A 13,291-nucleotide genomic window follows, 5' to 3' on the forward strand; every position below is an offset into this window, starting at 1 on the left:
GATATAGTTTACAAGGGGTGGTTTTCAGTGGAATCCGCTGATGGATGGCAGTGGATAACGGAGTCTTTTGCCATCACTGCCATACGGAGCATGTTTTTTCGCATTACCCTGATTTTTTACAGAAAACTTAAATTTAATGAAAACTTTTGCTGGTAAAATGAACCAGCTTGCTTTCATCTTGTTTCTGTAAAAAAGGATCTATGCGAAAACCCATAGCAGATATTGAACAACTGACGGCTGCCGTAATGGCTCATTATGGCAGTATTTCACATATGGAGCCGGTACCCGATAGTATGGAGTCGTTTGCATTCCGGGTGGTCATCTCCGGAAAAAAATACATACTACGGGTCAATCATCAGGCGAATGGATTTGAAAAAGATGATTTCGCTAACCGGCATTTCAACGCGCCGGCGTTGCCGGTACCGGAGATAGAAGCCATCGGGTTGCTGGATAACGGCGTGGCCTGGTGTTTATCGGTACAGGCGCCGGGTGTTACCCTGGAAGACCTGCCGGAGGCTTACCTGTCGGTGATGACGGCGCCGGTAGCGGCAGTGATGGAAGCGATGGCAGTGGCGCCGCTGCAAGGGATGACAGGCTTCGGTCCTTTTAATGCGATGGGCGAAGGGCGGTATCCCAGCTGGAATGCCTACCTGGAAAGCATTTGCAACAACGAATTTTACGACTGGTCCACGGCTGGTAAAAGGGTGCCTCTAAGGCGGGTCCGCCCTTTGCAGGAAAGACTGTCGCAAAACATAGCCGGTATCCCGGAAGTACGGCAACTGGTGCATGGCGATTTCGGGTCCAACAATGTGCTGACAGACGGACACGTAATCACCGGCGTGATTGACTGGTCAGAAGCCATGGTGGGCGATAGTCTTTACGATATGGCCAATATCTTTTTCTGGCGTACCTGGCTGGATTGTATGGAGTACCAGGCACGTTATTTTGAAACAAAGCCATTGGACAAAACACGGCTGGACTGTTACCAGCTGCGTATCGGTTTGGAGGAAGTATATCAAACGGCTATCGCGGGTGATATGGACGAATTGGACTGGGCACTGGTAAGATGCGAGCATATCGCCGGTATTTCCCACTGAATTGGGAGGAAAAAAAAATTCGTGTAATATTGTAACTTTCATCGGTTTCCTATTTGACATGCAAGACAAAGAACTTTGGTCCTGGTACAAATCCGGAGAAATCAGTGGATTGGAAGGGTTGTATAATTCCTATTATATGCCCCTTACCAACTATGGATTTAAATTCACTGCGGATAAATCATTTATTGAGGAGAGCATACAGGACCTCTTTTTGAAACTGTGGCGCAATAGAGATTCGATTGTCACACCCCAGGTAGTGAAACAATACCTGCTATTATCCTTCCGGCGCATCTTATTGCGCAAGCTGGAGTACAGCCCTTCCCGGCTGGAGGAAGCGTTTTCCGGAGAACATATTCCTTTTTATTTGGAACTGTCTTATGAGCATCCTATGATCAGAGCGGAGCGGGCAACGGAATTGAAGCGAAAAGTAGATGCCTTAATGGATACACTGACGCATAGACAACGGGAGGCCATCTTTTTGAAATTTTACGAAGATCTGTCATACGAAGAGATTGCAGAGATCCTGCAAATCAATACAGGCGGTACCTACAAACTCGTCTATCGTGCGCTGGAACGCTTGAGAGAGCAATTCGGCGACTTCTCCCTGCTCGTGTTGTTATACCTGTTACAACGCCGCTAAAAAAACTTTTTTTAAAATTTTTTTCCGGAAATGGGATAATCCGGATATCCCGTTGTGTCTTATGGGATGATGAACAAAAACTATCAAGATTATCTGATGGAAGATTTTCTGGCGGATGAATATTTTATCCGCTGGGTGAAATCTCCTGACGCCTCGGCTAACGCTTTCTGGAAGCAGCTTTCCGCTGATATGCCGGAGAAGGCTGCGCTGATGCGGGAAGCGAAGGAGATCGTATATGCATTGTCCACACCGGTGGTCGATAAAAACGATGAAGGCAAAACGAAAGTGTGGCAGGCCGTCCTGGAAAACATAGCGCAGCAGCCAGTACAGCGTATTCCGCGTTATCGCCGGCCCTTGCTGGCAGCGGCTTCTGTGTTGTTACTCCTGGCGCTGGGCGCCACCTGGTATTTTACTTCTACCGTCACCATTCGTACAGGATATGGAGAAACCAGGCAAATCCGGTTACCCGACAATTCTTCATTGGTGCTCAACGCACGCTCCGAAGCATCGTATGCCCGTAGCTGGTCTGTTACGGGGAAACGGGTGGTGACCGTGGAAGGCGAAGCCTTCTTCGATGTAAAACATACCGGCGATACATTCCGCGTACAGGCAGGGGATGCCCGCATCACCGTACTGGGCACGGCTTTTAACGTTCGTCAGCGGAGCGGTATTACCGCCGTGGTATTACAACGCGGACGTGTACGCGTCGACGTGATAAACGGCAGGGAACTACCAGCCTTCCTGCTGCCGGGCGATGGATGGTCGCTTGCCCGTCAACACCCCCCGGTGGTGATGCATGCCGTAGATACCCTGGCCGCCACCGCCTGGACACGGCATGAACTATTGCTCAACGCCACCAAAGTAAAAGATATCATTCAGCTATTGAAAGAAAACTACGGGTATACGGTCATATTGCAGGACACTACCCTCGGTGAACGTGAAATTAAGGGCAGGATACCTATGCAACAGGAGAAAGACCTGCTTTTCGTATTGTCCAGGATATTGGATATAGACATTCAACAGAAAAAAGATACGCTTTTGTTCACTGCGAAATAGTGATCGATTATTTATCAACCAAACAACCAACCAAGTCAATGATGAAGGAAGCACAGTTACGCAAAACTGTGGCGATGGTTTGTTCATTGCTGTTTTGTATGCAACTCGCATACGCACAAATGAAAACCATGCCGCTGACCGCTGCGTTAAAGGAAATTACCCGCCTCTATGGTACCAGTTTCGTGTATGAAAACAGCCTGCTGGACGACATTTCCACCTCGGTGGACATCGGCGCATTTAAGGGCAAATCGGTGGAAGCCGTGCTGAAAGAAGTACTATACCAAAAGGGATACCTCTTTCTGTATGTTAACGACAATACCTATACGATTGTGAAAGATGTACGGCGTAAAACAGCACCGGCAAACACCGCAGCGGTTAATGCACCAGTGCGGGAACTAACGGCCATCAACGATCCGCTGCTGGTGCGTGGCCGGGTGACCGACGAAAACGGCAACCCGTTACCAGGTGTCACCATCAAACCTGCCTCGGGAAAAGCCGGCGCCTTTACGGATGGTAATGGTCAATATATCTTACGGCTATCCAAACCAGGTGAACTGCTCACCTTTACGTTTATAGGTTACCGTACGCAGTCAGTTGCCGGGAAACCCAATCTGGACGTTGCCCTGACATCAGATAATATCCAGCTGAAACAGGTGGAAGTGTCTACCGGTTACCAGACTATCGCTAAAGAAAGAGCTACCGGCTCTTTCGCACAGGTACAGGCCAAAGACATGGAGCGCAAAATCACTACCAACGTAATAGACAAGATGGAAGGTATGGTCAGCGGTCTATTGGTGACCAGCAATCCACCGGATGCCAGCGGCCGTCCTTCTAAAGGTTCTTCACTGGCACTTCGCGGGCGTAATACCTTCAAAGCGGCGCAGGACCCGTTGATCGTTATAGATGGCTTCCCATACGAAGGAGATCTCTCCATGATCAACCCGGAAGATATTGACCGCATCACCTTTCTGAAAGATGCTGCGGCAGCCTCCATCTGGGGTGTTCGTGCAGCCAATGGCGTAGTGGTGATAGAAACACAAAAAGGAAAACAACAACGCCGGCAAATCAATTTCTCTACCAACTTCACGCTGGGAGGCCGGCCCAACCTGGATTACCGCCCGATAGCCGGTGCTGCGGCCTACCTCGATTTTGAAAAAGAAGCAGTCGATAAAAATCTGTTGCCTGATCCCACCGGCCGTCTGTTGCCCGCGGTGAGCGCCGGTTCCGATATCTTCTTCCGCTACAAACGCGGGGAAATTACGGCTGCACAGCGGGATGCACTGGTAGCCCAGCTCGCCGGCTATGACTATAAATCACAATACCAGCAATACCTGCTGCAACGGCAACAGGTGCAGCAATACAACCTATCCATGAGCGGAGGCAACGACTTCGCTCAGTACTACATCTCCGGTTCTATCAGCGATGAACTGCCCGTGGCCAAAGGGAACCGCAATACCCGCGTAACCCTCAACTCCACCAACAACTTCAAACTCAATAAAAAGCTGGACGCCAACCTGGGCATCATGGCCGTGATGAATACCGCCAAACTCAACGGCCTGGGCTTGTCGCCACTGGAACCTGGTCCCGGTACCCTGTTGCCTTATGATCGTATCGTAGACGACAACGGTCGCGCGATACAATATGCCCGCGCTTTCAACGGCCGCGCACTGGACTCCCTGCAACGGCTGGGATACCTGCCCTGGCGCTACGACTACCTCGCTGAACTGGCAAATGCCGATAATACCAGCCGTCTGAACCTCTACCGCATCAACGGCGGTTTTAACTATCGTGTCGTTCCCGGTCTGACAGCTACTTTAAGCGGACTGTATGAACGCTCTTTCCAGCGTAACCGCAAGTATTCCAATCCGGATACCTATCTGAGCAGGAACACGTTTAACAACGCAACCTCCACTACCGGCACCAACCCTGTAACCCTGGTGTACGGACTGCCACAGGGCGGTATACTGGACCTCAGCAACGCAGACATGGAACATTACGATATCCGCGGACAGCTGAACCTTAACCGGCAGTTTGGAAAACGCCACCGGATTGATGCCGTTGCCGGCAGTGAAATCCGGCAGGTGTGGACCAGCACCGCCGCTACCCGTCTGTACGGATACGACGATCAAACACTGGCTTCTATGCCGGTGAACTATAACACCAACTACAAAACCGCAGTGAGCGGCAACAATAATAAGCCCGCATTGCCTAACAGCCTGGGTGACATGAGGGATCGTTTCCTGTCGTGGTACGGCAACGCCAACTACACCTATAACAACCGGTATGTATTTTCCGGTAGCGCCAGGCTGGATGATTCCAACCTGTTCGGCGCCAGTAAACAATATCGCGCCACACCTTTATGGTCGCTCGGCGGTATGTGGAAACTGGGAGAGGAGTCGTTTATGCAACTGGCTTTTCTGAACCGCCTTAATCTGCGCGTAACCTATGGCGTGAACGGAAACGTGGATAAAAGCACCAGTCCCTTCCTGATAGCGGCGGTATCTTCTTTCCCGGACTATTACAGCGGACAGCCCTATGCCAGTATCAGCAATCCTGCTAACCCGTTACTGCGTTGGGAAAAAACAAAAACTTTCAACGTCGGCGCCGACTTCTCTTTCTGGGACAGCCGCCTCGATGTAACGGTAGACGTATACCGCAAACACAGCTACGATCTGTTGGGGCCGGCTGAGTTCAACGCTACCTATGGTTTTACCACCCTCACCGTGAACACCGCTGAACTGCGTAACCATGGTGTAGATGTAAATCTGTCTGCTGCCCTCATACAACGGAAAAACATCAACTGGCGGGCCATCATGAACCTGGGGTATAATGAAAATAAAGTCGCTTCTTCCAACCTGCAACGGGAAAACGTGAACTATTATGTGAACAGCGGCACCGGTGTAAACCCTGTCAAAGGAAAACCGATTGAAGGTATTTACAGCTACCACTATGGCGGTCTTGACAGCATCGGCAGACCTACGGTGCTCTCTGAAAGTGGTAAACGTAACCTGGCCAACAGCGATATCTCCGGCGATTTGTCTACCCTTGCCTACAGCGGCACCACGGTACCCCGTTACTTTGGCGGACTAACCAACATCGTGCGTTATAAACAGCTGGAGCTGTCATTTTTGATCACGTTTAAAATGGGATATGTGTTCCGCCGCCCTACGGTAGAATACTTCAGCTATTCCACGCAGAAATCGGTACACAGCGATATCGCCGATCGCTGGCGCAGCGCCGGTGATGAAGCACATACCAACGTACCGGTAGTACCATCCAGCACCATCAACTATGATAACGGCTGGTATGCGAAATCAGACAAGCTGATTGAAAGCGGTAATCATATCCGTTTGCGGGAAATATCGCTGTCATATGATTTGCCGGCTTACCTGCTGCGTCCCATACATATGCAGCGTTTGTCGCTGATGGCCTATGGCCGTAACCTGGCGTTGTGGACGCAGAATAAAGCAGGCATCGATCCGGACTATGTTCCCGGCTCCTACTATTCCATGCTGCCACCTGCGCGTTCTTTTGCAGTGGGCCTGAAAACAACTTTCTAATCTTAAAACCATTGACTGATGTTGCGTACTTTGATATATGCCACTGCATTGATAACCCTGGCGGGTTGCGGCAGAGACTACCTCGATATAAAACCGAAAGGAAAAGTAATTCCATCTTCGTATAAGGATTACCGTTTGTTGCTGAATAATGAAAACAACCTGACGCCCTCATATGGCACCGATGAACTGGCGTCCGACAACGTGGAGTATTACGAGCAGACCGGGATCGACTACCTGGGTACCTCCGGCTATAAGATACACACCTGGCAGGACGGAGCGTTTATGTCTACAGACAATGACGCCCAATGGAGCAATTTGTACAAACAGGTGTATCTCGCCAATGTGGTGCTGGATGGTATGAAAACGCTGACCGATGCCGCTGAAAAGGACCGCAATCAACTGATGGGGGAGGCACTGGTGCACCGGTCGTTTGCGTACCTGTCGCTCGTCAATCTCTATGCTGTACAATATGATGCCGCCTCCGCGGCTACCGACAAAGGCGTACCGTTGCTGCTGACGCCTTCCACCGATGCCAAATTAAACCGCGCTTCCGTGAAGGCCGTCTATGATCAGTTGCTGGCCGATCTGCGCCAGGCGACCACATTGCTGGGCACTGCCAGTACCAGTGCTTACGAGCCCTCACTGGCAGCCGCTTATGCCTTGCAAGCCCGGGCTTATCTTATCCGGGGTGAATACCAGGAAGCATTAAACGCAGCTTCCAAAACGCTGGAAATAAAAAATAAGCTGTCGGACTATAACCAGTTTGCAGCAAATCCCCGTAATACCTATCCGGAAAACAGAAACAATCCGGAGACCATTCTCATGAAAACGGTATCCAACACCTATGGCTGGTTTTCGCTGAGTAAAGACCTGCAAACGGAATTTAAGGACTCTATCATAGACCTGCGCTATAAGATATTGTTTACCACTACTACCGCGCCTTTTGTGGGACGGCTGTATTATTATGGGGAGTTCCTGTTGTTTGACGCCCGACTGGTAGGGCCTACCGTACCGGAGATGTATTTAATACGTGCCGAGTGCCAGGCCCGTCTGAACCATCCCGCAGAAGCTATGCAGGACCTGAACACCCTGCGTAAAATGCGCATCCTGCAAGCTGCTTATGTACCGGCTACAGCCGCCACGGCAGACGATGCCCTGTTGCAGGTGTTGTCCGAACGGCGGCGGGAACTGTGTTTCAAAGGTGCGCGTTTGTTCGATTTGAAACGGCTCAACAAAGAGCCGCGTTTTGCAAAAACACTCACGCATACCTATAACGGACAAACCTATACGCTGAAGCCCAACGACTATCACTATGTGTATCCCGTTGTACCCAAGCTGATACAGATGAACCCGGAGCTGGAACCGAATGAAAGAAAATAACCAACCATCAAAAAACGGCGGCGGATATCCCCTCATCCAGGATTCCGCCGTCTTATATGGCTAAAGATCGCCGCCGGGATGGTGTTTTGAACCGCTGATAAAAAACGGGGGGACAACAGCAGCACTATACACGAAAGACGCTTAAATTGAGCTGGTAAAAACAAACCAACACATTAACTTATCATGAAAAAATTATTATTACTGTTAACCGCCTGGTTGCCGTTAGCCACGATGGCACAGGAGCAGGGTATTCATTTTGAACATGCCCTCAGCTGGAAGGAAGTGAAGGCGAAAGCCAAAAAAGAAGGCAAGTTTATTTTTATGGATTGTTTCACCACCTGGTGCGGTCCCTGTAAGATGATGAGCCGCGAAATCTTCCCCCTGCAGGTAGTCGGTGAGTTCTTCAACGACAAATTTGTATCGGTGAAAGTACAGATGGACAAAACACCACAGGACGACGAGGCGGTAAAAAGCTGGTACGCCGACGCTGCCGCTATTGCAAAGGAGTATAGCGTGATGGCTTACCCTACGTTTCTGTATTTCTCTCCGGAGGGCAAGCTGGTGCACCTGGTGGTGGGCGGCGACAGCGCCACCGGATTTATTGCCGCTTCTGCAAAAGCCCTGAAGCCGGAAACGCAGTATTACACCCGTATGGAGACAACGGTCAAACAGGCAGGCAATCAGCCTGATACGCTGAAACGCCTGGCGGAAGAAGCGCTGGAAGTCTATGACGGCCGCTACTCCGTATTGTTTGCCGGGCGGTATCTTAAAGCCGTTCCCGATGTTTTTGCGCCGGAGGTAGTACGTTTTATGGATAAGTTTACCCGCAGCAGCAAGGACCCTGGCTTTGCTATCTTCCGTAAAAATCCGGAAAAAATCAACCAGGTAATGGGATCACATTTTGCGGAAAACAGGGTACAGCAGATTATCATGGGAGAGGAGATCTACAAAGACATGAGAGGTGGTATTCCACCAGATGTAAAAGCTGTTACGGCGCGTTTGCAGAAGAAATACCCCGATCTGGCGCCTATGCTCGTGCAGCGCTTTCAGTTGAGCGAGTACCTGCGTAACAAAGCCTACGATCAGTTTGAGAAAAACGTACAGGCTTATGTTAAAAAGTATAACAAACAACTTTCTCCATCGGAATTAAACGGCTATGCCCGTTCTATTGGCCGGTTTGGCACGGACACGGCTATGCTGCGTACTGCGCTGGCCTGGAGCGAAAGCGCCTCAAAAGAAAATGCCACACCGGATGCCGCTACCGTGCAGGCGGTGTTGTGGTATAAACTGGGTGATGCAGCTAAAGCTGTCAGTATGCAGGAAACGGCTGTCAATATGCTCCCTGCTGGTGAGGAATACAAATACATGAGAGAATCTTACCAGAAAACACTGGACAAGATGAAGAAGGGCGAGAAGCTCTGATATAGAAGTTACTGGAATAATTATACAGGGCGCCTCCATCAGAGGGGGCGCCCTTTTCTTTTGGCTTTAACTTGTCTAGTGGGTGCTGGCCGTCGGGATCGTGTTTTTACCGTTGGTCAAAAACGAAACTATAACAAAGGGGCGTATACGAAAAATACTTAAATTGAAGTCGTAAAACCAAACCAACACATTAATTTATGATCAAGAAATTATTATTGTTAGCCTCCTGGTTGCCGTTTGCTGCTATGGCACAGGAAAAAGGTATGCACTTCGAGCATGGCTCCACCTGGGCCGAGATCAAAGCCAAAGCCAAAGCAGAGAACAAATACATCTTCGTGGACTGCTTCACTACCTGGTGCGGCCCTTGTAAGTATATGTCGGCCAACGTTTTCCCCCAGGAAAAAGTAGGGGAGTTCATGAATGCGAAGTACCTCAACGTAAAGGTGCAAATGGACCAGACCCCCAAAGACGATGAAGAGGTGAAAAAATGGTATGATGATGCCCAAAAGATAGCGAAAGACTATAGCGTCCGTGCTTATCCAACCTTCCTGGTGTTTTCACCGGATGGTACCATCGTCGACCGTCAGATAGGCGGTGGAGAAGCAGACCAGTTCATTGAGAGATTCACTGCTTCCCTGGACCCTAATCAACAATATTACCCCCAGCTGGAAAAGTATAAGAACGGTCAGAAAGACACCGCTTTCCTGCGTAAACTGGCCTACCTGGCGCGGGATAAATATGATGAAAAGAACGCCTCCGAGGTTGCGAAAGCTTATCTTGCCCAACAGAAAGATCTTTACACACCCGGTAATATTGATTTCGTAGGTAAATTTACCAATAGTTCCAAAGACCCTGGTTTTGACATGTTCCTGCATCATGGCGATAAAATCAATAAGGTTCTGGGACCCGGCACGGCAGAAGCCAAAATAATGGACATCGCCGGTAGGGAAGAAGTATTCCCTGCACTGCGTACAAAAGATGACAGTGCACCGGACTGGGCAGCCCTCGAAAAAAAGGTAAAAGCTAAATATCCATCTGTTGCAGAAGAACTGATACTGAAAACCAAAATCCAGTATTTCAGTTATAAAAACGACGGTGATAACGCGGTCGCCAGCATTGTCGCCTATATGAAAAAATATGGTCACAAAGCTGATCCGCAGGCACTCAACGAATATGCCTGGACCATCTTTGAAAAATGCAACGATCTGAAATGCATAGAACAAGCGCTGGAATGGAGCAAACGTTCCTTCAAAGACAACGAAATGCCCGCATTCATGGATACCTACGCCAACCTGCTGTACAAAGCCGGTAAAAAGGCGGATGCCCTGGCCTGGGAAGAAAAAGCGATGAACAAAGCTAATGGCGACGAGAAAAAGAACTACGAAACTACCCTGGAGAAAATGAAAAAAGGGGAGAAGTACTGGAATTAAGAGATAGCTGTTTATCAGCCATGAGGCCTACCGAAAGGTAGGCCTTTTTTATTACCAGGATTTCCTGCATTCGTAAACAATAATCGTAAAGCAACAATACCCGGTTTATTATCTGTACCCATTCACCCATTCTCATGGGTATCCCGGGTGCACGGCTATCCGAAATACACGACAAAGGCATGCAGCAGGTGGATTTCCGGGATACTGAACATTATCGTATCACCCATTTCTTTTCTGAATAATCCGGACATGTATCTCCGGTATCTGTAGCCGTTTGCCCGTTTCCCCGGATTTACCTACATTGCCTGCCTAACAATGTTATATCAAACAACATGGAACTAACATCACTGGCCCCGCAGCCGCTGTGGCAATATTTCAGTCAGCTGAACGCCATACCCAGGGCCTCTAAGAAAGAAGAAAAGGTGGTTGCCTTTATGGAAGCCTTTGGTCAACAGCTGGGCCTGGAAACGAAGAAAGATGCGGTAGGCAACGTGTGTATCAAAAAGCCGGCGACGGCTGGTATGGAAGACCGCCAGACGGTTATCCTGCAATCCCACCTGGACATGGTACACCAAAAAAATAACGATACCGTATTTGATTTTGATACGCAAGGTATTGATATGTATGTAGACGGCGATTGGGTAAGGGCCCGCGGCACTACGCTGGGTGCCGACAATGGTATCGGCGTGGCTACTATCATGGCTATCCTGGCCTCAAAAGATATCCCACACCCCGCTATCGAAGCGATGTTTACCATCGACGAAGAAACCGGTATGACCGGCGCCATGCAGCTGGACCCTGCACCTTACACCGGGAAAATACTGCTCAACCTGGATACCGAAGAAGATGATGAAATCACCATCGGTTGCGCTGGCGGCCTGGATACCAATAGTAAAGGTACCTACCAGCAGGTGCCTGCCCTGGCTGGCGGCGCCGCTTATGATATCATCGTCAAAGGTCTGCTGGGCGGCCACTCCGGTATGGATATCAACCGTGGCCGGGCGAATGCCAATAAACTGATGAACCGCCTGCTGTTCAAAGCGCGGCAGTCATTTGATGTGCAGCTGGCTTCGCTCGACGGCGGCAGCCTGCGTAACGCCATCCCCCGCGAGTCCCACGCAACGGTGGTCGTGCCGGGCGCCGACAAAGCAGGTTTTGAGGCGCTGGTAAATGCTTTTGCGGCCACCCTGCAGGAAGAATATAAAAGCGTGGAAGAAGGCCTTACGGTAGAAATAAAGCCTGTAGCTACGCCTGCTTCCGTGGTGGAACCAGCATATTTCGACCGGCTGCTGCGTGCCATCTACGCTATTCCTAATGGCGTATTCCGCATGAGTCCTGATATTCCCGGCCTCGTGGAAACATCCAACAACCTGGCTAAAGTAATCGTAAAAGACGGTCAGTTTATAACACAGTCACTGCAACGTAGCAACGTAGACAGTACCAAGGAAGATGTAGCCCTGGCCGTGAGAGCTGCCCTGGAAAATATGGGCTGCGAGGTAATGCAGGTGGGCGGTTACCCCGGTTGGAAACCTAACCCGGATTCAGCTATCCTGCAAGTACTGTTATCGCTGCATGGTAAACATTTCGATAGCAAACCCAAAGTAGGCGCTATCCACGCCGGATTGGAATGTGGTATCCTCGGTTCCTTGCTGAACGGGCCGGATATGATTTCTTTCGGGCCTACTATCCGTGGTGCTCACTCCCCAAAGGAATGTGTGCAGATATCTTCCGTAAAGCTGTTCTATGCGTTCCTGCTGGATATTTTAAAGGAGATACCGAAGCAGTAAATAATATGTCTTTTATCTTGTCCTTATATACGGACAAGATAAAAGACTACTCCGATTTTAAGAGACCGGAGAGCCGTGAAGCATCTTCAAAATAAGTGGGGAAATAATAAAACAGTTGCTTTGTTTCAGCAACAGAGATACGGATAGTTGGATTTATTTTATAAATATCCCTTTTACCGGAAGTGCGGTGCAAATCCTGCATATTAACCTCATACACCCGGGCTTTAGACCATAGCGGCGCATAGCAGATGAAGCGGACAATCCCTTCTGCCGCCACTTCATATCCGGCAATCGTTTTTCTGCAGGTATTGGCGCCAATCAGCGGCAGTGCGACAAAAGCATTCACTAAAATGAGCAGCGGAATAGGAATGGCATATAACGGAATTTGCTTTCCCGCACGTAAATAAATCATCACGCCCAGAAACAAAACGGCCAGTGGAAACAATAATAGTCCCCGTTTTTGGAGAGCTATTTGTTTGGTGAAAAAAAGATGACCTGCGGAATTCATTGTATACTTCATATAATCCGGTATAAAATGGTGGCGGTGGTTTGTGCTTTCAATGATAGTATCGGGTTCAAAATATCAGGGCATACAAAACGGCGTTCCTGAACTAAGGTAAAGAATTGGGAGAATGCACAACAGGTATGTAGACGCTTTTAAGTTCATTTTAAGGCCTTTCTAATCTTCCTTCCGAAAATAGCCGTGGGTATAGATACAAGATAATTTTCTGTTGGAATTCGTTTATCCTGCTTGCAGAAGTAGCCGCAAAAATTGGGGATATGCCATGCACCAAGCTCCAGGTTAATAAAAAATTCATTTCTTGCTGATTCCTCCCCCGCTACACATATTAATTTAAAAATATGTTCCACCCATTCTGAATTAAAAATACTATCTTACCTACGTTTTAAATTTTTCGAA

Annotated in this window: 9 protein-coding genes; 8 read left to right on the forward strand and 1 reads right to left on the reverse strand. The window is 49.1% G+C overall.

Features of this window, described 5'->3' with window-relative positions; translation table 11 throughout:
* The first annotated feature begins 200 nt into the window (after positions 1-200).
* The 8 genes from ICL07_RS31595 to ICL07_RS31630 all read left to right on the forward strand — a co-directional run bounded on the left by ICL07_RS31595 (position 201) and on the right by ICL07_RS31630 (position 12,372).
* The gene (locus ICL07_RS31595; RefSeq protein ID WP_223152159.1) at positions 201-1,097 is read left to right on the forward strand and encodes an aminoglycoside phosphotransferase family protein; all 897 of its coding nucleotides are present in this window, start codon (positions 201-203) and stop codon (positions 1,095-1,097) included.
* Between the two features lie 58 nt (positions 1,098-1,155).
* Positions 1,156-1,737 (forward strand): RNA polymerase sigma factor, encoded by a 582-nt coding sequence (locus tag ICL07_RS31600; protein WP_188092058.1) that lies wholly within the window; start codon positions 1,156-1,158, stop codon positions 1,735-1,737.
* A 96-nt stretch (positions 1,738-1,833) separates the two neighbouring features.
* A complete protein-coding gene (locus ICL07_RS31605; RefSeq protein ID WP_188092059.1) occupies positions 1,834-2,793 on the forward strand; it encodes a FecR family protein in 960 nt (319 codons plus the stop codon).
* 38 nt (positions 2,794-2,831) lie between these two features.
* Positions 2,832-6,353: a SusC/RagA family TonB-linked outer membrane protein gene (locus ICL07_RS31610; protein WP_188092060.1), complete on the forward strand. Its 3,522-nt coding sequence runs from the start codon at positions 2,832-2,834 to the stop codon at positions 6,351-6,353.
* An 18-nt stretch (positions 6,354-6,371) separates the two neighbouring features.
* Positions 6,372-7,733, forward strand: coding sequence for a RagB/SusD family nutrient uptake outer membrane protein (locus ICL07_RS31615; RefSeq protein WP_188092061.1), 1,362 nt, complete (start codon positions 6,372-6,374; stop codon positions 7,731-7,733).
* A 183-nt stretch (positions 7,734-7,916) separates the two neighbouring features.
* Positions 7,917-9,155, forward strand: coding sequence for a thioredoxin fold domain-containing protein (locus tag ICL07_RS31620; RefSeq protein ID WP_188092062.1), 1,239 nt, complete (start codon positions 7,917-7,919; stop codon positions 9,153-9,155).
* A 197-nt stretch (positions 9,156-9,352) separates the two neighbouring features.
* On the forward strand, positions 9,353-10,585 hold the full coding sequence (locus ICL07_RS31625; protein ID WP_188092063.1) for a thioredoxin family protein: 1,233 nt from the start codon (positions 9,353-9,355) through the stop codon (positions 10,583-10,585).
* A 332-nt stretch (positions 10,586-10,917) separates the two neighbouring features.
* Positions 10,918-12,372 (forward strand): aminoacyl-histidine dipeptidase, encoded by a 1,455-nt coding sequence (locus ICL07_RS31630; protein ID WP_188092064.1) that lies wholly within the window; start codon positions 10,918-10,920, stop codon positions 12,370-12,372.
* 46 nt (positions 12,373-12,418) lie between these two features.
* Here ICL07_RS31630 and ICL07_RS31635 read toward each other — a convergent pair whose 3' ends face one another.
* Positions 12,419-12,892: a hypothetical protein gene (locus tag ICL07_RS31635; protein ID WP_188092065.1), complete on the reverse strand. Its 474-nt coding sequence runs from the start codon at positions 12,890-12,892 to the stop codon at positions 12,419-12,421.
* Positions 12,893-13,291: the final 399 nt, after the last annotated feature.

The sequence above is a fragment of the Chitinophaga qingshengii genome (assembly GCF_014529935.1).
GTDB lineage: Bacteria > Bacteroidota > Bacteroidia > Chitinophagales > Chitinophagaceae > Chitinophaga > Chitinophaga qingshengii.